Annotated in this window: 18 protein-coding genes; 2 read left to right on the top strand and 16 right to left on the bottom strand. The window is 36.4% G+C overall.

Translation table 11 applies throughout. The features are described from left to right. Positions 1 to 81: 81 nt before the first annotated feature. The 5 genes from Q3Y49_RS08430 to Q3Y49_RS08410 all read right to left on the bottom strand — a co-directional run bounded on the left by Q3Y49_RS08430 (position 82) and on the right by Q3Y49_RS08410 (position 6,667). Complete coding sequence (locus Q3Y49_RS08430) at positions 82 to 1,422, bottom strand: ABC1 kinase family protein (protein WP_303271868.1); 1,341 nt, start codon at positions 1,420 to 1,422, stop codon at positions 82 to 84. A gap of 2 nt (positions 1,423 to 1,424) precedes the next feature. Beyond that, on the bottom strand, positions 1,425 to 2,075 hold the full coding sequence (locus tag Q3Y49_RS08425) for a TetR/AcrR family transcriptional regulator (protein ID WP_303271867.1): 651 nt from the start codon (positions 2,073 to 2,075) through the stop codon (positions 1,425 to 1,427). 76 nt (positions 2,076 to 2,151) lie between these two features. Further along, on the bottom strand, positions 2,152 to 3,075 hold the full coding sequence (locus tag Q3Y49_RS08420; RefSeq protein WP_303271866.1) for an isoaspartyl peptidase/L-asparaginase family protein: 924 nt from the start codon (positions 3,073 to 3,075) through the stop codon (positions 2,152 to 2,154). Positions 3,076 to 3,328: 253 nt separating this feature from the next. Continuing rightward, positions 3,329 to 4,648, bottom strand: a complete 1,320-nt coding sequence (locus Q3Y49_RS08415; protein ID WP_303271865.1) for a sugar porter family MFS transporter — start codon at positions 4,646 to 4,648, stop codon at positions 3,329 to 3,331. Positions 4,649 to 4,792: 144 nt separating this feature from the next. Then, entirely contained in the window at positions 4,793 to 6,667 is a 1,875-nt protein-coding gene (locus Q3Y49_RS08410) for an amidophosphoribosyltransferase (RefSeq protein ID WP_303271864.1), read from the bottom strand. A gap of 229 nt (positions 6,668 to 6,896) precedes the next feature. Here Q3Y49_RS08410 and Q3Y49_RS08405 point away from each other — a divergent pair, with 229 nt between their 5' ends. After that, positions 6,897 to 8,873: an ATP-binding protein gene (locus Q3Y49_RS08405; protein ID WP_303271863.1), complete on the top strand. Its 1,977-nt coding sequence runs from the start codon at positions 6,897 to 6,899 to the stop codon at positions 8,871 to 8,873. On the opposite strand, the gene murI is transcribed toward Q3Y49_RS08405, so the two are convergent. The 11 genes from murI to Q3Y49_RS08350 all read right to left on the bottom strand — a co-directional run bounded on the left by murI (position 8,860) and on the right by Q3Y49_RS08350 (position 22,625). Beyond that, positions 8,860 to 9,672, bottom strand: a complete 813-nt coding sequence (murI, locus tag Q3Y49_RS08400; RefSeq protein WP_303271862.1) for a glutamate racemase — start codon at positions 9,670 to 9,672, stop codon at positions 8,860 to 8,862. The two genes, Q3Y49_RS08405 and murI, sit on opposite strands and share 14 nt — an antisense overlap. Before the next feature lie 51 nt (positions 9,673 to 9,723). Further along, positions 9,724 to 10,179 carry a hypothetical protein gene (locus tag Q3Y49_RS08395; protein ID WP_303271861.1) on the bottom strand — a complete coding sequence of 152 codons (456 nt, stop codon included), beginning with the start codon at positions 10,177 to 10,179 and terminating at the stop codon, positions 9,724 to 9,726. A gap of 31 nt (positions 10,180 to 10,210) precedes the next feature. Next, positions 10,211 to 11,581, bottom strand: coding sequence for a YfcC family protein (locus tag Q3Y49_RS08390; protein ID WP_303271860.1), 1,371 nt, complete (start codon positions 11,579 to 11,581; stop codon positions 10,211 to 10,213). After that, positions 11,578 to 12,417, bottom strand: coding sequence for a cyanophycinase (locus Q3Y49_RS08385; protein ID WP_303271859.1), 840 nt, complete (start codon positions 12,415 to 12,417; stop codon positions 11,578 to 11,580). Before Q3Y49_RS08385 ends, Q3Y49_RS08390 begins: the two co-directional genes overlap by 4 nt. A 148-nt stretch (positions 12,418 to 12,565) precedes the next feature. Further along, a complete protein-coding gene (locus Q3Y49_RS08380; protein WP_303271858.1) occupies positions 12,566 to 13,705 on the bottom strand; it encodes a PKD domain-containing protein in 1,140 nt (379 codons plus the stop codon). A gap of 12 nt (positions 13,706 to 13,717) precedes the next feature. Next, entirely contained in the window at positions 13,718 to 14,905 is a 1,188-nt protein-coding gene (locus tag Q3Y49_RS08375; RefSeq protein WP_303271857.1) for a PKD domain-containing protein, read from the bottom strand. A 33-nt stretch (positions 14,906 to 14,938) separates the two neighbouring features. Then, positions 14,939 to 16,282 carry a RagB/SusD family nutrient uptake outer membrane protein gene (locus tag Q3Y49_RS08370; RefSeq protein ID WP_303271856.1) on the bottom strand — a complete coding sequence of 448 codons (1,344 nt, stop codon included), beginning with the start codon at positions 16,280 to 16,282 and terminating at the stop codon, positions 14,939 to 14,941. Between the two features lie 12 nt (positions 16,283 to 16,294). Then, on the bottom strand, positions 16,295 to 19,270 hold the full coding sequence (locus tag Q3Y49_RS08365) for a SusC/RagA family TonB-linked outer membrane protein (protein ID WP_303271855.1): 2,976 nt from the start codon (positions 19,268 to 19,270) through the stop codon (positions 16,295 to 16,297). 237 nt (positions 19,271 to 19,507) lie between these two features. After that, positions 19,508 to 21,526: a cyanophycinase gene (locus Q3Y49_RS08360; protein WP_303271854.1), complete on the bottom strand. Its 2,019-nt coding sequence runs from the start codon at positions 21,524 to 21,526 to the stop codon at positions 19,508 to 19,510. Positions 21,527 to 21,873: 347 nt separating this feature from the next. Next, the gene (locus tag Q3Y49_RS08355; RefSeq protein WP_303271853.1) at positions 21,874 to 22,200 is read right to left on the bottom strand and encodes a HesB/IscA family protein; all 327 of its coding nucleotides are present in this window, start codon (positions 22,198 to 22,200) and stop codon (positions 21,874 to 21,876) included. 17 nt (positions 22,201 to 22,217) lie between these two features. Next, complete coding sequence (locus Q3Y49_RS08350) at positions 22,218 to 22,625, bottom strand: hypothetical protein (RefSeq protein ID WP_303271852.1); 408 nt, start codon at positions 22,623 to 22,625, stop codon at positions 22,218 to 22,220. Positions 22,626 to 22,757: 132 nt separating this feature from the next. Here Q3Y49_RS08350 and mce point away from each other — a divergent pair, with 132 nt between their 5' ends. Next, positions 22,758 to 23,162: a methylmalonyl-CoA epimerase gene (gene mce / locus Q3Y49_RS08345; RefSeq protein ID WP_303271851.1), complete on the top strand. Its 405-nt coding sequence runs from the start codon at positions 22,758 to 22,760 to the stop codon at positions 23,160 to 23,162. Positions 23,163 to 23,183: the final 21 nt, after the last annotated feature.

The following is a 23,183-nucleotide window of genomic DNA, read 5'->3' as shown; positions in this document are numbered from 1 at the left end:
TCAAAATAAAAACCTCATTCATTAAAATATGAATGAGGTTTATACATTTATTTTTAACCATAAAAGGAACAAGATGATCGCCTAAGCCACTTTCTCTGTGCTTCCTTTCAACCAAACTGGCTTGGTGATTTTTACTTCCGCATCCAATTGATTGAGCATATTATATAGACCAAAATAAGTTCTATTTACGTATAGCCCATGCTTTGATCCTCTAGCACCATTACTATTTCGTACTTCTTTCATCTTAGAAACTCGTTCGCCCATGGCATATATTTCTTCGAAGAAGGCATTGTTTCCAAAATTGAATATATCATATTGAAAGGGCTTGCTCAACATACCAATCATTTCAGTAAACACGCCACTAAAAATTTCTCTTTCGGCAGGGGTATCCTTTTCGTGGAAGAAATCTAAAGCCTTAAAACGTTTATCTATTTCTGCTTTATCTTGCAAAAATCCTGGCTTAAGCAAAGCAAAATAATTTTCGTAGAAATCGTCCGGGATTTCCTTGATACATCCAAAATCTATAATACCCATGGTACCATCATCCATGAACATAAAATTACCTGGATGTGGATCTGCGTGCACTTGCTTCAGCTCATGAAATTGGAAATTATAGAAATCCCATAGTGCTTGACCAATTTTGTTTTTGGTTTCTTGAGATGGGTTAGTTGCCAAAAATTCTTTCAAATGCACTCCATCCAACCAGTCCATAGTAATTACTCGTCCGCCAGAATACTCTTCATAGTATTTAGGGAAATAAAGTCCTTCAATTTTTCCAGCTAAGGCTTCAGTAATTTCTTTGGAACGTCTCAATTCCAAATCATAGTCAGCTTCCTCCATTAATTTCCCTTCCACTTCGCTCATGTAATGATCCAATTCAGCATTACTCATATTGAATAAGCGAGTAGCAAAAGGTCTAACCAATCGTAAATCGGAGCTTATGCTATCTGCAACTCCTGGGTATTGAATTTTTACAGCAAGCTTTTTACCATCCTTGGTGGCCCGATGAACCTGTCCCATCGAAGCTGCATTTACGGCATTCTTTGTAAAATCATCGAAAATCGCTTCTGGACTTTTACCCAACGTTTTTTGAAAGGTCTTTACCACTAAAGGATAAGACAATGGTGGAGCGCTGTATTGTGACATGGTAAACTTTTCCTGATAAGCAGGCGGCAGTAAATTTCTATCCATGCTTAGCATTTGAGCCACTTTAAGAGCGCTTCCTTTCAATTCACTCAGGGACTCATATATATCTTCCGCATTATCTAAATCCAATTGAGATCGATCAAGCTTAGAATTGAAAGCCTTCTTTGAATAATGTTTTATAAAGTTCCCTCCAACTTTTGCCCCAGTGGTTACAAATTTGCTAGCTCGCTGAATTTTTGATATAGGGATTCGAGATTGTTCTTTTCTTTCGCTCATGATTATCGATTTTGGAATATGAATTTGGCAAAATCAAACATGGAATCGAGAGGACTTTTACCCATCAAGTCATAGGCAACATTCACCGCTTTTTCTATAGCAGCATCTGTTTTTTCAAAATCCTTACTGTCGTCATTTGCCCAGAATTGAAGTATGAAAAGGGTTTGAATCCACAAACCTTCTACATATCTATCTCCAATAACAGGCCTATCAATTATTTCTTCCGTTTCCTTTCCTTGCAATAAAATTTCATCCACAAATTTATGAAAATGCTTCTTGAAGGCTTCCAAAAAGGCTGGCTTTACATCTCCCTTTCGCATTTTCTGTAAATCCATCATGGCATAAGAACGATTGGCTTTCAATACCTCTATTAATGTAAAGTACAATGCCAATAATTTTTCACGCGATGAATATTCCACAAAAGATTCTTCGGAATGTAAATTTTCGATCGTTTCCTTGAGGAAATCTGCCCAAATATGTTTTTGTAAAGCTTTGAAGGAATTGTAGTGATTATAAAAATCTACCTCACTCATCTTCAAATCTTTAGCGAATTTGTAGATAGAAGCAGGTTCTTTTCCATTTTCTAAAACAAAATCCACGTAGGCTTCCTTTATTTTTATATCAATTGGTTTTGCTGTTTGCTTTTTTGCCATAATTTAATTTCTAATTACGGTAGTGTAACAGCCTGATAATAGGAAAGGTTTTAGGAAATGGAAAAGAAATTAAGCGCTATTTATAAATGTAAGTTTTTAAACTTAATTCAGAACCAACAACTCCTCTATACATTCCTTCAGAATTGAAACTAAATTCAAAATCACCGTGAGAACTCAAAGCAATAAGACCACCCTCCCCTTTCATTTCAACTAACTTTTTCATCACTACTTGATCACAAGCTTCTTTTAAGCTTAGGCCTTTATACTCCATCAAGCAAGAAACATCGTAAGCAACTATGGCTCTTAGGAAAAATTCTCCATATCCGGTGCATGATATAGCACATGTGTTGTTGTTTGCATAAGTTCCACTACCTATAACTGAGCTGTCTCCAATTCTGCCATACTTCTTATTAGTCAAGCCCCCTGTTGAAGTAGCCGCTGCCAGATTCCCATATATATCCAAGGCCACTGCACCCACCGTTCCAAACTTTTTATCGGCATCATGATCCAACAGTACTTTGCCTTCTCCTTTTGCCGCCAACCATTGATCTTTTCTAAATTGCGTATGAAAATACTCATCTGCTGCTTTTTCCAGTTTCCTCTTCGCGGCATACTCTTCCGCACCTTCTCCAATGAGATATACAAAATCATCATCAAAGAGTATTGATTTAGCTAGCTGAATTGGGTTTTTAATATTTTTTACTCCGGCAATGGCTCCCGCTCTCAAATCACCACCTTCCATGATGGATGCTTCCATTTCATTTTTTCCGCTATTAGAATAAACTGATCCTTTACCAGCATTGAAAAGTGGACTATCTTCCATCATAGCAACGGCAACAGAAACCGCTTCAATGGAAGTTCCTTTTTTATTTAATACATCATTCCCAGCCTCTAATGCTTCTCTAAGTGCCTCATGATAAGCATTTTCTTTGTCAGTGGTCATGTTTTTTTTGAGAATAGTGCCTGCTCCTCCGTGGATAGCCAATACAAATTTCTTCATTTTTAAAAGTGATGTTGTTAAGAACTTAAATTCCAATATTTAGGAGCTGCTGTGGTAATGCTCCCGGTACTAAGAAGAAATGTGTAAACTAACAGTCAAATATCGGCTGTAAATTCTGTAGCTCAAATTTTTTTACTTCCAATTGAGGGATCGGCTTTTGAGTAGAATCAGAAATGATCAAATATTTTAAATTATCCACATTCAATAATAATATTTTCCGTGATGAAAGCCAAATCATTTTTATTTATGGCTACTATTTTATTTCTTCCAGTTCTCGTCCTTTGGTCTCCGGCATCACAAAAATAGTCCATAAAAGCTGTATAAACATCATTATAGCAAAAAACCAGAATATGGACGATGAACCAAATGCATTTGCGAAAAAGGGAAAAACGTTTGCAATGACGGCAGCAAATAGCCAATGGGTAAAGCTTCCAATGGATTGTCCATGTGCTCTCAGCTTATTAGGAAAGATTTCAGCAATAAAGGCCCAAATAATAGAGCCACTTCCCACTGCATGCGCAGCAATAAATAGAAATACAAAGAAGGGAAGTAGGTTAGAAGGAATTACGTCCCCGCTAAAACTAATTGCCATCAAACTTAAAGAAATTAAATACCCTACGGAACCCAAATAGAGTAAGAATTTCCTACCCATCCTATCAATCAAATAAAGACCGATCATGGTGGCAATCACATTAATGAACCCGATTCCCATGGTGGACAGCAATCCATTTTCTGTACTTATACCTGCAGATTCAAATATTCTTGGGGCGAAATATATAATGGCATTGATACCGGAAAGTTGATTAAAAAAAGCAATTAAAATAGCCATTGAAGTAAATTTGAAATATTGCTTTTTGAAAAGTGCGAAAAAGCCTTCCCTTTTTTCCATTTTCGCTTTCTCCTTTTCAATGTTTTTGATTATATGATCTACATTTTCAGGATCGGTCTTGGTTAAAACCATTCTGGCATCCTCATAATCATTACGGTTGGCAATTAGCCATCTAGGGCTTCTCGGCAAGCGGATGCTCAATAATGAATATAATATGGCAGGAATTATTTCTACCCCCAACATCCATCTCCAGCTACTTTCCAAATCTGCCAATGCAATTAAATAATTAGAGAAATAGGCAATCAAGATTCCCAATACAACATTGAATTGAAATAAGGCCACTAACATTCCCCTTTTACCGGCAGGAGCAATTTCACTAATATACATCGGGGCAATTACAGATGAAGCCCCAACTCCCAAGCCGCCCAAAAAACGAAAGAACATAAAAGTATTCACATCAGGTGCTAAAGCTGAACCTAAAGCTGAAACCGTATAAAGAACGCCAATTAATAACAACATAGGCTTTCTTCCAAAACGGTTAGCGGGATAACCCGCAGCTAATGCACCTATTACTGTCCCGTAAAGTGCAATAGCAATAGAAAAGCCATGCATCCAGTCAGAAAGCTCCCATATTTCTTGAATAGCTTGCTCTGCTCCGGATATTACAGCCGTATCAAAACCAAACAAAAAGCCACCCAAGGCAGCTGTAAGTGAAATGAAAAATACGTATGAGTTCTTAATCATGCCTTCCTTAGTCAATTTGCGGTGATTAAAAATAGGAAAGTATTTCGAGAATGGAAAAACTATGTTAGCAGGTTCGTGAGTTTAAAGTTTAAAAGTGGTCAGTTAGCCAACTTGACAACCTGTAACCTTGCCAACTAGAAAATTCTAATAAGCCCTCACTTCTTTTCCTTCCATAAAGTTAACAAAGGCCTTATTCACCACTCTATTGCCTCCTTGAGTTGGGAAGTCACCTGTAAAGTACCAATCGCCTAAATGCTCCGGACTTGCTTTGTGTAGATCTTCTACTGTTTGGTAAATCACTTCCACCTCTGCTTCAATCGTATCGATTTTTACTAGTTCAGCTATCTTCCTTGAGATTTGTTCATAAGTGAAAGGTGCAAATACATCTTTTACGTGATTCTCTGTATTGTCACTATGTAAACATTTTTGATAAGCCTCTTCTAATATATTTTCCTGCTTCGTCTCTTTTAACAGAGCTAACACAGCACGGAAAGCAATAAAATCTTTCATTTTACTCATGTCAATCCCATAGCAATCAGGGAAACGGATTTGAGGCGCTGATGAGACTATGATGATCTTCTTTGGTTCTAATCTATCTAGCATTCGTAAAATGCTTTTTTCCAAGGTAGTACCACGAACAATGGAATCATCAATCACAACCACCGTATCCACTTTCTTTTTGATTACTTCATACGTAGTGTCATATACGTGTGCCACCAAATCATCTCTATGCGCATCATCGGTAATAAAAGTCCTTAATTTGGCATCCTTGATAACCAATTTTTCTACTCTTGGCCGAAATGATAGTAGTTTTTCAAGAGCATGGTCATCTTCTCTGGCACTTCGCAGTTCTTTAAGCTGTCTTTTAGCCAAATGCTCCTCCATTCCTTCCATCATTCCTAAAAAGGAAGTTTCTGCAGTATTGGGGATGTAGGAGAAAACCGTATTTTCTAAATCGTAATCGATAGCCTTAAGGATCGTTGGAACCAAAAGCTTCCCTAGCATTTTTCTTTCTGCATAAATCTCAGGATCGGATCCTCTGGAAAAATAAATCCTCTCAAAACTGCACGATTTCCTTTCCAACGGCTCTATAAACTGCTCCATTTTGTAATCTCCATTGGTATTCATCACTAGAGCATGAGCTGGTTTAATCTCCTGAATATCCTTGTAATTTACATTAAATGCAGTCTTAATTGCTGTTTTTTCGGATGCTACTACAATTACCTCATCATCAGCATAGAAATGTGCTGGTCTTATGCCAGAAGGGTCACGAGCTACAAATGCGTGGCCAGCACCTGTTATACCTGCCATTGCATACCCGCCATCAAAATCTCTACAAGCCCTTTGTAAAACTTGCAACAAATCTAATTTCTCTTCAATTATTTGAGTGATTTCCGCATTGGTATACTCATCCTTGTGCTCCTCAAATATCCTTTGGTTTTCTTCGTCTAAGAAATGGCCGATTTTCTCCATCACCGTAACGGTATCTACCTTTTCTTTGGGGTGCTGTCCTAGTTCAGTTAAAATATCAAAAAGCTCTTCAACATTTGTCATATTAAAATTGCCAGCCACCATCAAGCTTCTGTTTTTCCAGTTGTTTTGACGTAACATTGGGTGGCAGTTTTCAATGGAATTTTGCCCGTGTGTTCCATATCTCAAATGACCTAACCACACCTCTCCAGTAAAGGCACAATTCTCTTTTAACCACTTTTCTTGGTTAAACCACTTTCCACCTTCCTTCTTAGCTTTTTTATATTTCTTCGAGATTTTCTTAAAAATATGGGTGATTGGTTGATTATCAACAGAGCGATAACGACTGATATATCGATGACCTGGCTCCACATTAAGCTTTACATTTCCTACTCCAGCACCATCTTGCCCACGGTTGTGCTGCTTCTCCATCAGCAAATAAAGCTTGTTCATGGCGTAAAGCGGACCATATTTATCGATGAAATATTGGAGAGGTTTTCTTAAGCGGATAAAGGCTATCCCGCATTCGTGTTTGATGATATCGCTCATGATTTTTTACTTAAAGTGCAAAGTTAAGTTTATTATAATTGATGTTCAATCTTTTTCTTTGATTAAGACCATATCTAAAAATAATCCAAGTAAGATATTCGATAGAACTATGGTTTAATTGGGATGAAATTTACTAATTGGTACAGGTTAAGTTTAAAAATAATCCTATTTTTGAATTTATATTATTGATGCTCACTGCCTCAAGCCAAGACTCAAACTAAGTATAGAAGTGATAAGGACTTTTTTAGTACAATTTTTATTGATTTTTTCCTTCATAACTGTAGGTGTTTCACAGAATTTATCTTTTGATTCATTGGATAGTTATTATAAACATGAAATCAACTCAGATCATTCAGTTGAGGTTGATAATAAAAAGTTAGCTCAAGAGATTAATGAAATACCATCAAAGCAGATATCCGACTTCTCAGAATTTAAAAAGCATTTGAAACTTCTGGCTTTGGCCGAAAGAAACAACGAATACCAATTAGGAATTAAACAGATTTCGAAACTAATTCCAGCCACTAAATCTTCTAATGAATTTCAAGCTTTTCTATATTATAAATTAGGCCAATTCTACTACCGAGAGAATAGATTGGTAGAATCTTTAGAATGTTATTTAAAAACTTCTTCAATACTTGAAAAATTAAAAGTCCACGCCACCCTGGCAGCCGTTTACAATAGAATCGGGAGAATAAATATGAATGGCTGGAATAACGATATTGGTATTGAATATGCAGACAAAGGATTGGAAACTTTAAAAAAGGTGAAAAAATTTAGTCGTTCAGATTCCTTTTCGTTGCTGGGATTATATGAAATAAAAGGAATTGCTTATCGAAGAACTCATCGTTTTGACGATGCCTTAATTAATATCGATAAGGCAGTTAAGTTATCTTCCGTTTTAAATGACTCCGTTCGGTTAGCACTTAATAATGGAAATAAAGCTACTATTTATTATGAAAAAGGAGACTACAATTTAGCAATTCCTCTCTTGGAAAAAGATTTTGAAACCAGCATAAATGCAGGCGTGTACAATAGTGGAATGAATGCTTTAATTTACTTATGTTGGATTTATCTTGAAATGGATAATGCCGACTCTGTTGTAAGTAAATTTGAAACAATGCAGGATATTGCAAATAACTATCCCATTACAAACCCAAAATCTAAGGCAGAATACTTAAAAGTCGGAGCCACAGTAGCAGAAATTAAAGGCGATACTGCTATGGCAAATCAGTACTTGAAAGACTACATTTTACAGGATAATATAAGAGATTCCATTAATATGAGCAATGACGTGGCAAGTTTGCATGAAAGACACCTGATGGAACAAGAAATTAGTAAATTAGAACTACTTCAAAACACTAATAAACTTCAATCCTCCCATTTAAAATTAAGGACAGCTCTTTTGATTATCATTGCTGTCACACTTTTGGTAGTTCTTTGGTACGCTTTTACCCTTAGAAACAAAAATCAGAAAATTGATAAACTCAATGAGATGTTGGAAGCAAAAGTATCTGAAAGAACAACACGATTATTGGAAATCAATAAGGAATTAGACACCTACTTATATAGAGCTTCCCATGACATTAGAAGACCCATCAGGACACTATTGGGATTGAATAACATTGCTCAGATCAATGAAGATCCTCATGAAATGAAAGCCCTTTTTAGCAAAGTGCATACCACAGCTATGAGTATGGATAAAATGCTTTTCAAATTACAAATGGCTTATGCACTTAATAATTCTCACAAGATCGAAAATGTTAAAATTACAGAACTTGTGAATGAATGTATTAAGGATATGTCACTGGAAATTGAGGAGCATAACGCAAGTATAAAACTAGATATAAGGGAAAATGCAGCAGATGTACAAGCCAATAAGTCCCTTCTAAGAATAGCTCTTGACAATATTATAGAGAATGCTTTGCTCTATCAAAACGGAACGAAAAATGAAATAGAAATATTCACTGATTCAGGTAACTACTATTTTTACATACATGTGAAAGATAATGGTGACGGCATTCCAGAAAAATACTTTGAAGATCTTTTTAAGCCGTACTTTAAAATAAGTAATAAAACACAAGGATCCGGCTTAGGATTGTTTTTAGCACATCGGGCTATTTCCTTTTTAGCTGGAGAAATCTCCGTTACTTCTACAGTAAATGAGGGATCACAGTTCACACTTAAAATTCCGATTAATCCCAAATAGGATACTTCTCTAAATGCACTTCGTCATGGAAGAATATTTTAGCAGACGCCTCAAAAGATGCCGTAATATCAGAAACCAAAAATCTATCTTTCCTATCTTTTTTAGTTGAGAGCAAAGCATTCTCTTTTAAAAAGTATTCCAATCGCTTGGCAACGATGCTGGCTGAATCCAAAATATCAACTCCTCCGTTGTAAAATTTATCAATTTCATTTTTGATTAGAGGATAATGCGTACATCCCAATATTAAAGCTTCGATATGCTTTAATTCATCGTGATGAAGATATGCTTCAATTATATCATGACTAATTCTATTTTCAAAAAACCCTTCTTCTATCATAGGTACTAAAAGTGGAGTGGCCAAACTCTTTAATTCAACATCGGGGTTAAGTTGCTTTAACTTCAACTCATAAGCGTTTGAATTTACTGTTTGTTTCGTACCGATCAGTCCGACTTTTTGCTTGCTGTAGTTTTGTCCAACATGCTCAACCACAGGATCAATTACATTGAAAACTTTAGCTTTGGAACCTACATACTCCTTAACCAATTCGAAGGCTGCTGAGGAAGCTGAATTACAAGCTATCAATATTAACTTACATCCTTGCTGTAACAATACATCCGTTACTTTAATGCTGTAGGCCTGAATAGCTGCCGCTGATTTATCACCATAAGGTAAATGCGCAATATCGCCAAAGTAGACCATACTTTCATTAGGCATAAGTTCTTTGACTTTATGCGCCACAGTTAGTCCGCCAATACCAGAATCGAAAATACCTATAGGTGCTGAATTATCTTTATTCATATCACAAAGATGGGAAGTTGTTGGAATAATTTAGAAATTGAGATGAAAATTCTATATCTCAATATCAAGTTGCTTGCCCTGTTCTTCAGCCTCTTTATCTTTTTTAGAACCAATTGCAATTCCAATTGCAAAACCAATAGGTATACCTACCGCCATGAGACCGTAGTTATTTAATGAAGCTCCAAACGCTATACCTAAAGGGATTCCAAATGCGCTCATCCCTATTGCCAACCACATATTTTTGTAATGATTTTTAGCAACTAAATTCATTTCTTTCTCTGCAATCTTTAATATCGTTCGAAATGATTTTGCCAACTGAGCCGTTAATAATTTTTTCGAATCTGCTTGATTTACCTTATCGACTTCTTCGTTAATTAAGTTTACTACTGATTTGGGAATTTCTTGCTCCTCCAGAGCATCCATTAATTGATGGAATTTCTGTTCCTGCTTGCTGGTGCTTTTGGTTTGAACTCCTTGATACTTAGGATTAAATTTATTAAGTGGCATTTTTCAATTATTATATTCCACAATATACAAATCATGCCCAACTAAAAAATAAAACAGGAGGTAAAAGTAATAGCATAGCTAAAACTGAAAAAACAATAATAATTGGAAGTGCCCACTTCAGCCATTTTTCGTATGGAATCTTCGCGATAGACAATACCCCCATAGTAACTCCTGAAGTAGGAATTATCAAGTTTGAAATACCGTCCCCAAACTGAAAAGCCAAAACTGCTGTTTGCCTGCCAATTCCTAAAATATCACTCAATGGCGCCATAATGGGCATTGTGAGTGCTGCTTGTCCGCTACCAGAAGGTAGAAAGAAGTTCAATGCGCTTTGAACAAAAAACATGACTTGAATAGAAGCATAATCTGGAATTCCTTCCGACAAGGAAGCTAAACTATGCAATATGGTATCAATAATATCACCATCAGTTGCCAAGATTAAAATCCCTTTTGATAGCGCTACAACCAAAGCGGCTGGCATCAGGTCTCGAGCTCCTTCCATAATAGCATCAATCGTTTTTTGCATACCCAACTTACCAATTATTGCGGCAATAATTCCTAGCCCAACAAAAAGTGCAGCTATCTCATTGATGTACCAGCCCCAGCTATTGACGCCATAAATCAACAACAGCAGTGCGAGCGCAAATGCAATAAGGATCAGTTTTTGTCTTCCGTTAAAGTCTGTCTTTTCCGATGGTGTTGTGAATTTTATATCTGTCAAATAATGCTTTCGCTTTCCTGTGTCTAATAAATAGCAATACCTCAGAATGAAAATATTCACTGCAAAGGTAAAAATAAGCCAAACCAACAATCTGTATTCCATCCCACTAAATGGCGCTAGTTCAGCTATTCCTTGAGCCACTCCAATTGTAAATGGATTGGCAAATGCACCTGCAAAACCGGCACCTGCACCTAAAAATGGAATCGCTACACCCACTAAGACATCATAATTCAATGCTCTAGCTAAAGGTATAGTGATCATGACAAAGACCAAAACCTCCTCACTCATTCCAAAGGTGGCTCCTGATAAAGAAAATAGCGTAATAATAATGGGTATTATCCATTTTTTACTTTTCGGATAGCTTAGGCTGTATTGCACTACATATTGAAGTGAAGAATCAATCGCTCCTGTTTTATTGATAATAGCAAAAGCTCCCCCGACTAATAGAATGAAAGCAATAATTTGAGCAGATGATTGGAATCCTTCTATTGGCGCTTTTAATAAATCAAATAAACCTTGTGGGTTTTGTTCGGAATATGAAAAAGTATCCGGATCGATTACTTCCCTGTCGTTCACAAAAATTCTCTCATAATTGCCGGCAGGAATTATCCAAGTTAGTAAAGTGAAAACTATTAAAATGAAAAATATGATGACTAGTGTATCCGGAAGCTTTTTTATCATTGCGGAAGTTTGAATTTATCATTGGGAAGATAAATGTTTAATTCAAGATTTCTTGCTCCTAACAAACCGTTTTTGCTTTCAGACTCTTGATTTCTATTTTGAAAGCTAACAACTTGCCATTCACCGATCACCGTAGCTGAATCATTTTTTATAAATAAGGCTGTTGACTCATCTATCCCAAGACCGATATGGTCAGGGTACTCCAAAACAGCGGTTAGCAGTCTGTTATACCGACTCCTGTAAATGAAGTGCTGATCAATTACAATATTTGCTGGCAACAAACCTAGACCTTCATCAAAAATAATATTGCCTTTTTCTATGGTTCGGAAAGTAGCGTGATATTCAGGATGCTTCCTTTCATCTCCAGTAATCATTTTTTTACTCATTACTGCGGCACCAGCACTAGTTCCGGCTATAATTGCTCCGTTTTTATAGGCCTTTCTTATAGAATTCCGTTCCTTTTCAGTCAGGACATCCATTAATCTCCTTTGATCCCCTCCAGCCATATAGATCAATGAGGCATTTTCAATGGAATCCAATAATTGATTTGCCCCTTTTGTATAGTCTTTTAAATCCGTTAAGCCTTTTTCCGAAAACTGTTTATTTGCGTAAAAATAGGCTGAGTCATCGGCTGAAGCCATAGGAAGAATATAACCATAGCCTGCTTTTAGATTCGAAAATTCGATCAATTTATCAATCATAGCGGCAGGTCTAGAACCTCCACCAATAATAAATAAGCCTCCTTTCGTAGTATTTTGGACAGGTAATTTCTCTTCTTGTTTGGTTTGACAAGAAAAAAATGTCGTAATGAGAATAAAGACTAAAATTCTTTTCATTTAAGTAAATAGATGTTAAAATATAACTTTAGAATTTTCTAATTTATGTGACAGAAATAAATATACAATTCTGTAATTAACAAATACAATAAATAATAAAAAAAGCCGAAGGCACATACAACCTCCGACTTTTAACCTAAATACAGAATTAAAAACTTAATGCGATTCCGCGTGGAGATCCCTCTGCCACTATAACTGTTTCAACACCGGAGCCATCTAAATTAGCAGATTTGATTCTACCTGAGGACCTATCTGTCCAATAGACTTTATTTTCTTCCGTATTAATGCTTATACCATAAGTCCGACTTCCATTTGCTCCGATAGGCTCAATTGTGGCGACAGTAGCGATATCTGAATTGTTATTCAGATCAACGCTTTTTAATCTGTTATCTTCAGGATCGTCATAAACAGCCTGATCACCAAAATATAATCTTTCATTCTCAGGGTCGATGGCCATACCATAACCCCAACTTCCGGCCACGAAGATTTCCAAGCCTGAACCGTTACTATTGGCTACATAAATATTCTCTCCTATAGGTGGTACATCAACATCAGATACATAAATTTTACCATTATGGACAGCAATACCTTCTGGTAGTGATAATCCATCAATTATGGTTTCTACTGATCCTGTCCCGTCTAGATTACCTCTTTGAACTACCCCATCAGTTCGGTTAGTCCAATATACTTTTCCTGATTCGGAATCAACCGCTACGCTACCTATTCCGGTCAAACCCTCGTACAATACTTCAGGATTTGAACCATCTAAGTTCATGATGTTTAAAGATAAATTATCATCGTCAGCATAGTAAAGCTTACCGCCTGTTCTGTCAATGGCAAGTCCATTTCCAAAACCATTTATATCAGCATTAACATTTTCCTCCCCTACTCCGATAATCTGTAACATATCAGTATCCATGTAATAGAGAGTAAAATCAATATCAACTGCTTGAAGTAATGCTAATTCTTGGGATGATTCTTTGATTTCACCACTATTTGTAGTTAATACTACTAGCTTCACCTGGTACTCGCCATACTGTTCATAAGTATGGATAGGAGATGCTTCTGAAGAAGTAGTTCCATCTCCAAAAGACCAAGTGTAAGAGGCTAAACCTGCATTCTCAGGAATAATAGATTCATTGTTAAATTGAACCTCTCGCTCGTCTTCATCCAAAACTTCTACCGAAAATTTGGAAACTGTGCTTGCTGGGGGCACAGGAAAATCATCATCTATGGATGCACAAGCCCCCAGCAATACAGTAAAAAGAATTATTAAAATATATCGCATAGAAATTAAATTTTAATTAGTAGGCACAATCACTAAGCCTCTATTTACTCTCCCCTCATCAGCTGAAACTAAAGTTTCCACTTCCGAACCATCTCTATTGGCTCTTTTTACGCTGCCATCTCTTGTTGACCAGTAGATTTTTGAAGTAACGTAATCAATTCCGATACCATAGGTATAGTCATCTGTAGCTACCACTTCCTCTATCCCGGAACCATCATAATTTACAGCTAGTAAATTATTAGTATCTGCATCATCAAAGATTAAAACATCATTTTCAGTATCGACAATAACTGCATACCCAAATCCAGCCTCCCCATAATCTAACAATCTACTTACGCTTGCGCCATCTGCTGTCGCTTTCCATAAGGTCTCTGCATCAAAATCTACACATGTGAAAAACAATTCTCCGTTATGGAAAGTCAGACCTTCCGGTAAAAATGCAGCAGGTTGGAATTCAGCATCTACAATTGCATTTGCCAAATCAGCTGAATCATACAAAACTGTTTTTTCTCCAGTAGATAAGTCAAAAGATAGAATTTCGTCTGCTCCTCGATCAGCTACAAACAATTTTGTTGCGTCATCATTAACTGCTAATCCTCTTGGCCCTGCAATTCCTTCCGCCACAATTTCTTCTCCACTTCCGTCAGGATTAACTCGTACCACCTGCCCATTATCATCATCACTGTAGTAGATTTTATCGTTATTTTCATCATAAAAAACTTGAATGGTATACCCTGTAGTTTCGAATGCAGTTTCAACAGTAGTTTCCAATCCTAAACCTGAAATTTTCTGCATGGTGAACACATCTCCAGTATTGTCTGCAAAATAGACCTGTACAGGATCAGCCTGTGGTTCAGGTTCTGCGACAGTAACTGTTTCTTCCACTGTTAGATTTCCACCTTCTCCCGAAGCAACTAAAGTAACAGTAAATTCACCTGCGGACTCATATGAATGAGTGGTATTTTCACCTGTAGCCGTTCCTCCATCACCAAATGACCAACTGAATGAAGTTGCATTTTCTGAAGTACTAGTAAAAGTAATTTCCTGTCCTACTTCCGGGGCATCAGGACTAAAAGTAAAACTGGCTGTTGGCTCAGGGGTTGGTTCGTCCTCTTCGCCCTCGTCACAAGAAGTGAAAAACAAAATACTTAGCCCTATAAACAAGGCCCATAATTTAGAATATTTTAATAAATTTTTCATAATTATTTAGTTTAAGGATTTTTAAAAATTGATTTAGTAATCTTCATTCTGAACCATTTCTGGATGTTTATTGGTATCTATTTCAGATTGGGGAATAGGGAATAAAAGTTTATTGGGATTACTGATTTCCAAAACAGCTTGAGCTTGATGGGTTCTGACCAAATCATGCCATCTATGGCCTTCAAATGCCAATTCTTTTCTTCGTTCCAAAGCGATCGCCTCTCTTAAAGATGCTTGATCCGTTGCTTCAAGGTTAGTTATTTCATTTAGTCCAGCTCTTTCTCTTACTTCATTTAAAAAATCGAAGGCATCGGAATTTGCATCATAGGCCTGCTCGTTGATGGCTTCTGCAGCTATCAAATACATTTCTGATAAGCGAGTGACAATTAGGTTGTCCACATCATTTTGTAATCCTGTGTACTTATTACAGAAAAAATCTCCGCCTGCATCCCCCACTGAAGCTGAGGCTCTTAAATCCTGACTTTCGTAAAGATCATACACATCTTCAGTTGCCGCGGCTTCATATCTACCTGCTGCCAAAAGCCAACGAGCTATTGTATTTACATCATCATCATTAAGAAAATCAATCTGAAATATAATCTCGTTACTACTATTAGCTTCATCAAAAATAGATGTGTAATCTTCTACTAGTTCATACCCAAAACCATCGATTACACTTTTTGCATAGGCTTCTGCATTCGCCCAATTTTCTTGATATAAATGCAGACGTGCTAATAATGCTTTTACAGTGGGTTCATCAACTCTTACACTATTACCTCTTCCAGCTCCTTCCAATAAATCTTCCGAAATCTCTAGATCATCCTGAATAAATTGATAAGTATCAGCTTCTGATGCTCTCCCGATAAAAATATCTTCTTCTGAAGCACCGTTTATAGCGGACTCTCTAAGTGGAACCCCACCAAACATTCTGACCAAATTAAAGTAGCAAATAGCTCGGATAGTTCGCATTTCAGCCTCTCCACGGTTAGCTTCAGCTTCAGAAACTCCATCAACAGACCCGATATTATCCAAAATATTATTGGCTCTATTAATCACATCATAGTGGGCATTCCATACCGCTTCCACATATATATTGGTGCTGAAGGGATCGTTATTATTAATAGTAATGTAATCGATCTTTGAGCCTACTGCTTCTAAATTATCAGCAGCTAAATCAGAAATGACTAGATAATCCAGCACAATTGCCCCGCTCTGCATTCCGTCATAAACCCCGTTAATGGCCGCATCTAATCCTCTTTTATCAGAAATGGCATTTTCCGCCAACACCCTGTCGTAAGGTGGTTCTACATCTAAAATCTCACATGAAAGAAGTGAAATGATAAAAGAGTAAATGAATATGTTTTTTAAGTTTTTCATCTTCATAAAATTTTAAAATGAAATATTTATTCCAGCTGTATACATTATCGGTACTGGGAAAGTGAAAAAGTCAGTACCCTTGCGAGTTGCATCAGAACCTGAGTAATTAACATCAGGATCCATACCCGAATAAGATGTTAGCGTCAATAAATTCTGTGCACTAGCATATACCCTAACTTTAGTCAGCTTATACTTTGAAATCAGATCTACAGGTAAATTATAGCCTAGGGTGATGTTTCTTAGTCTAAAAAATGAGCCATCTTCAATGTAGTGAGAGGTAATTTCATTATTAAATCTACCGTTTATCTTTGGGACATTGGTAATATCTCCAGGTTCTCTCCACCGCCTCATGATTCTAGTGGTCTGATTATCATTACTACCCAATGTCATATTTTCAGTATACTGACGTGTACCGTTAAATATATCATTACCGTAGCTGAATTGGCTTACTATAGACAAATCGAAATTTTTGTAATTAAGATTAGTACTAATTCCTCCAATAAAATCAGGGTTTGGATCAGCCACGATTTGTCGATCTGCATCAGTAATGCGTCCATCATTATTAACATCTTCCATCAGTAATTCTCCGGTAGATGGATCTACTCCCAAAGATTCAAACATGTAAAAAACGCCAAGCGGTTCACCTTCAATTATGGCATTATTTCCTCTACCTATATTGGTGATCGGTTGCCCGTTATAAAGTGATAGGATTCTATTTCTATTGAGAGACAGATTTCCATTCAACGACCATTGAAAATCCTCATTTGAAACAAGGTTTGCATTTACTGCAAATTCCAAACCTTTGTTTTCCATCTCCCCGATGTTTTCATCATATCCACCATATCCAGAAGAGCCTGGGAGAGGGCGAAACTGTAGCAAGTCTGTGGTGATATTGTAATAAGCATCAGTAGTGAAATTTATTTTTCCGCCTAGAAATGCAATATCAATGCCTGCATTGTAATTGGTAGTAACTTCCCATTTCAAGTTAGGATTTGGGATCTGAGATGGTATAATTCCTGGATTTGCATTATAATTATTTCCTGAACCATACAATGCCAGATATCTTCCTCTTCCAATTTTGTCATTCCCCAATTTCCCGTAGCCTAATCTTAATTTAAAGTCACTGAAAATACCCTGGCTTTGCATAAACCCTTCTTCAATCAATCTCCAACCTAAAGATATACCCGGCAATAGTTGGTATCGATTTGCAGGTGCTATATTGGAACTTCCATCAGCTCTTAAATTTAAAGTGACTATGTATTTATCCTCAAAAGCATACATAAAGCGCCCGAAATAAGAATTAATGGCATATTCACTTCCACTAGCGCTAGCAGTTTCAATGTTCCCAGCTGAAGCGATATATCTTAAATCATTAGAGGGGAAATTATTAGCACGCATAAAATCAAACCGATCATTGATCAATTCAAAACTTGACCCTACCAAAGCAGTGATATCATGTTGATCTTTTATGTATTTATTATACTCGAGGGTTGAATTTTGGATGACTTTTGTCACCCTTGAATTAGCGTTAATACCAATCCCACCACTCTGAGCTCCTCTTCTTGTGGTAGTCGGTTCATATCTTCTTTCCATCAAATGAGAATAATCTACTCCCCACTGATTTCTGAATTTCAAATTATCCGTGAATCTGTAATCCCAACCGATGTTGAAAAGCGTCCTAAAAGATTCCGCCACATTATCGGTTTCTGTTCCATTTGCAACGGGATTGTCCCAAAACCCTTGCTCTAAATAATTATTGTTTTCATCATAAATAGGATGTACCGGAGGTTTTGAAATAGCATTTGGTAGGACACCATTAATAGTCTGATCACCAGGAACTCTATTATTTTCTGAGAAGCTAATATTGAGTTTTGTATCAATATTTAACTTATCATTGACCTTATGATCTAAGTTTAATCTACCACTATATCTTCTGTAGTCTGTTCCGATCAAAATACCTTCCTGATCGAATAATGCAGCAGACGCATAGAATTTAGTCTTATCACCCCCACCTGAAGCACTGATTTGGTGATTTTGGATAGGTGCTGTTCTCAAAACTGCATCTTGCCAATCTGTATTGATTGAATTATCATTCAATTGCTCGTCAGAGTAAGGAGGGGCCGCGCCCTCGTCTGCGGCAATATCGTTTACATATCGCTTAAATTGACCTGCATCCAATAGATCCAATCTCTTATAAATCTCTTGTGTGCCGTAATAAGACTCAACATTAAATTTTGTTTTGCCACTTTCACCAGTTTTGGTTGTAATTAAAACCACTCCATTGGCACCCCTTGCCCCGTAAATTGCAGAAGCAGAAGCATCCTTTAATACCGAGATGGACTCTATATCATTTGGGTTTAAATCAGATATTGCACTAATCCCTTGGCCTTCGTATCCAATTTGCCCAAAATTACCTGACGAGATCGGAACACCATCTACTACATATAGTGGTTGGGTACCTCCAGAAATACTATTTTGGCCTCGCACTTGAATGGATAGAGCGGCACCTGGTGTACCTGAGTTCTGATTTATTTGAACTCCCGCCACTTTTCCTTGCAAAGCAGAACTTAAATCTGGATTCACAGTATTGGAAAGTTCTTTTGATTCGGTTTGAGACACTGATCCTGTCAGGAGTTTCCGATCTACTGACCCGTACCCCACTACCACTACCTCAGATAGCTGAGAAACATCAGAATCCAGAATCACATCTAGGGTACTTCTGCCATTCACAGCCAGCTCTTTTGTTTTCATGCCGATGAAAGAAAAAATCAGTGTCGCCTCCTTGTCGACCTCAAGTTGGAAATTACCTTCAACATTTGTTGTGGTACCATTCCCACTCCCTTTTATCATGACATTCACTCCAGGTAATGGCAAACCATCTTCACTAGAGGTTATCGTCCCTTTTACAAGAATTGATTGGGCAGTAACATTAAATACAAACGTACACGTAGCAAGAAAAACTACGAGTGCTTTAGTAAAAGTTCTCATAAGTAAAACATTAAATAATGATATAAGAAAAACCTAAAAGGTTAATTTAGATATGCCTTAATAAATTAAGGAAATAATAAAATTGGAGTGAACTAACAATCAAATATAGGCTGCAAATTCATTAAGGTTAATGATTTGCGTGCTTGCACCGGGATGGGCTTGCTTGACATGTATGTTCGAATGAATTTCATATTAGTATTTCAATATTAATTAAATGATATGTAAAACGCAATTATATTAATTGGTTTTTACAATATTTAATAGATATTTATTTCGGCTAAGCGCATCTTCAACAATAAGAATATATCGGGTATTGGGTAAATAACCCACATTAAATTCGCTAAATCCATTATTTCTCAAAACACCATTAAAAACGGAGCGACCATCAACTGACAAAATACTAACATTAAAATCATATGAAGACTCCTTATAAAGTTTTAGTTTATCACCAATAGGGTTTTGTAGCAGGTAAATACCTCTGTCACTTAATTCAATATTAGATAGAACCTCTTCCTCTTCAAACTGATATTCCTCCTGATCTCGAGCTTGAACCTCACCAATCTCATAGGCTGTGGCTTTCGTTATCCGATAGTTTAAACTATCAAATGCGTATTGCATTCTACTGCTACTTCCTGAAACTGTTTGATCAGTTTGGGCAAAGCGTGTTCCTGAATTTTCCACTAAAACCGAGGACAATTCACCATCCATTTTTATTATAGCTTGATTTTCATCATTAATAGTATAAGAAAAATAAGTACTTCCGGTTAAGTAAACTCCATACTTCAAATCTTGACTTAAGACTCTGTCAACAACAGCAGAAGAAATATTCTCATAATAATCCTTATCATCAAGGCCATATGCTTCTGTAATAATATTGAAATCTGGAAGCACCGCTAATCCATCGCTGAATTCTAAGTCATCATAATAGGCATTGAACGGATCTTGATAAATATTATCAGCGTAACTTACTCCTAACTGATTAGCAATATCGCCTAAAAAAACATTTGTGATTTCATTTCTCAGCATATGAGATTTTAATAGTTCTCCTGTAGGGCCGAAATTCAAGTAGTAATTGATGTCTCCCGGTTCTAAAAACAGCACCAAACTGCTTTCCCGAATCTTATTGCGTAAAGTAATTTGTTCTTCTTGTTCTTCAGAAGAAGAAATATCTAGGAAAACTACCTCAGAAGAGGAGTTTTCTTCTAAAAACTCTGTGTAAGAAGAAACTTTAGAATTTGCAGCCTTACTTATCAAAAGGATTTTACCCTCTAACATTGTAGTGGAGATTACTTCTTCTAGCATATCTCTATTTCTGTTCAAAATCGTTTCAGAGGATGCAAAAACCTGATAATAGGGTAAATTCACAGAAGGCTCACTGTGGTTTGCTAAATCCCATTCAGAAATCCTCTCTTCATTTAAGTCATAAGAGTGAGCATGTGTTATTTGTATTGCTTTCACATTGCTATTGATAATTTTTCCATCGAGAATTTGAAAATCTTGTGGAAGATAGATAGAAGCTGCACCAGTACCATATACTATTCCCTTTCCATTTTCATCAATACAAAAAGCTGTTCTGTCATCAATTCCAATCCCCTTAATCAATTCTCCATGATTTTCGTACCAATTCGCCAAGAACCCAATTAGTCTTGAGGTTCTCCCTCTTTCTACAAAATGCGTATCAAAAATATAATCGGGGTAAAAGTGAAGAAAATCATCTTCCAAGGTCATATATTGGCTGTTAATATCTGTTAGCGCATCGTAAGGATAAGCGGATCCATTGGAAGCAGTAAACAATACTCCTGACAAAATAGCCATTCCAGCACTAGTACCGCCAATTACTCCGCCTCGATTATAAATATCTTCAATAGCATTTTGAACAGCAGTATTTTTATAATAATCATAGTACCGACTTTGATCACCACCTTTAAAGAACAAAGCATCATATTGATTAAGGCTATCCAACATTCCTGCTTGATTGGCTAATTCTCTGGAGTCGATTTTGATATTTACTGCTTCAACTGCTCCCAGCGCTACAAAGTAATCAGGCAACCAATTATCAGCATCTGAATAACTGATTATGCCAATTGTTTTATTCACAGCATTATCAACCATCCATTGATAGGGAGTGTCACTCCATCCACCATCAGTTTCTCCTCCTCCACCAACAAGCATTAATTTACCTTGCGCGTGTAAAGAAAGTATAGAGAAAAATAAAAATACAGTACAGAGATTTCTAAATATTGAAGAAAGAATCATAAATATTGAGTTGATTGTTAATAAGTAATTTGATTGAACTAGGAATCCAAAATTAACAATCGAAGATTGGCTGTAAACCTAACAAATTTAGGCTTTTACAAGTAGCCTCATTGGAAATGAAGCAAATTTGATATGGCTGATTTTTAATAATCATTTTATCAAATAAATAAAAAACCCTTGACATTCGCAAATATCAAGGGTTTGTTTTACTGACTTTACTAAAGAAAAGTTTGAAAACCTTTTGATTTCATTTAGCTCAGCATACGGTTGGTGTGCCACCGCCCAAGGCAATTTCTCTTCACGCTTGGTAGTTTACCTAACATTTTGATTTCATCAAAAATAATTATCTAAATAGAAAAGCTTTCGCCACAACCGCAAGTTCGAGTTGCATTGGGGTTGATGAATTGGAATCCGTTCCCATTCAAGCCATCGGAAAAATCTAAGGTGGTACCTAAAAGATACAGCATGCTCTTTTTATCCACTAAAAGCTTCACACCCTTATCTTCAAAAATTTCATCCCCATCTTTAATTTCCTCATCGAAACTTAAGTCGTACATTAAGCCGGAGCAACCTCCACCCTTAACTGACACTCTTACATTGCTAGTCTCACTGTGCCCTTCTTCAGTTTTTATCTTTCCTAATCTGTCTTTCGCTTTGTCTGTAACAATAATCATGACTTTAACTATTTATTTTATGACACCGGATTTAAAACTACACTAAAAACGGTTATTGTATTACGATCTCTGCCGTAGTAAAGTTTGTCTAAACTATCTAAAATATTGCTTGCTCTAAAGTAAGAGGTATGTAATTGCTTATCATCCTTTGTCATCCACTGGATAGTATAAGAACTTTCCCTATCTCGGAAATTTTTTACATAATCCGTCATTTTTTTCAAGGCTTCCAACTTATCATAACCCGATTCCGAATGAAACAAAAAGGATTGATTATGCCTAGGATTGATCGTTATTAAGTCCAGTTTAACCTTCCCATCTTGAGAGCCAAACTCAAAAACCAACTCACTACTATTTAAACCCAAATAGCTTGTAATTTCTTTTTGCAATCTGGCACTTTCAATATGTATGTCTGTGGATGTTTCCATCTTAAATTATTTCTTGAATTAAATTTAAAAAATGATCTTGAGTCTCCCAACTTTTTTATCCGTGGAAAAGTTTCTGCATTTTTGCATTTACAATTGCAAAGTTAATCATTTAGTTTTAGAAAATTCAAAAGCATGTTGAAAGTAGAACATATAGGTATAGCAGTAAAAGACATGGAAAGTGCTAATTCACTTTTTAGTAAACTATTCAATAGGCAACCTTATAAACTTGAAAAAGTGGAAAGTGAAAGTGTAGCCACCTCTTTTTTCCAGATGGGAGAAACTAAAATTGAGTTATTAGAAGCTGAAAGTGAGGACAGCGCTATTGCCAAATTCATTGAAAAAAAAGGCGAAGGAATCCATCATATAGCTTATGAAGTGGGAAACATCGAATCTGAAATGAAGAGACTGGAATCTGAAGGTTTTCAACTCATCAACAAAACCCCTAAAAAGGGAGCAGACAATAAATTAGTCTGCTTTTTACATCCAAAAAGCACCAATGGCGTATTAATAGAATTGTGCCAGGAAATCAAAAAATGATTATTGGTGCTGAATGGAATT

Source organism: Marivirga harenae (genome assembly GCF_030534335.1).
Classification (GTDB): Bacteria; Bacteroidota; Bacteroidia; order Cytophagales; family Cyclobacteriaceae; genus Marivirga; species Marivirga harenae.
The sequence above is the reverse complement of the archived record's forward strand: the minus strand, read 5'-3'. Positions and strand labels throughout refer to the sequence as shown.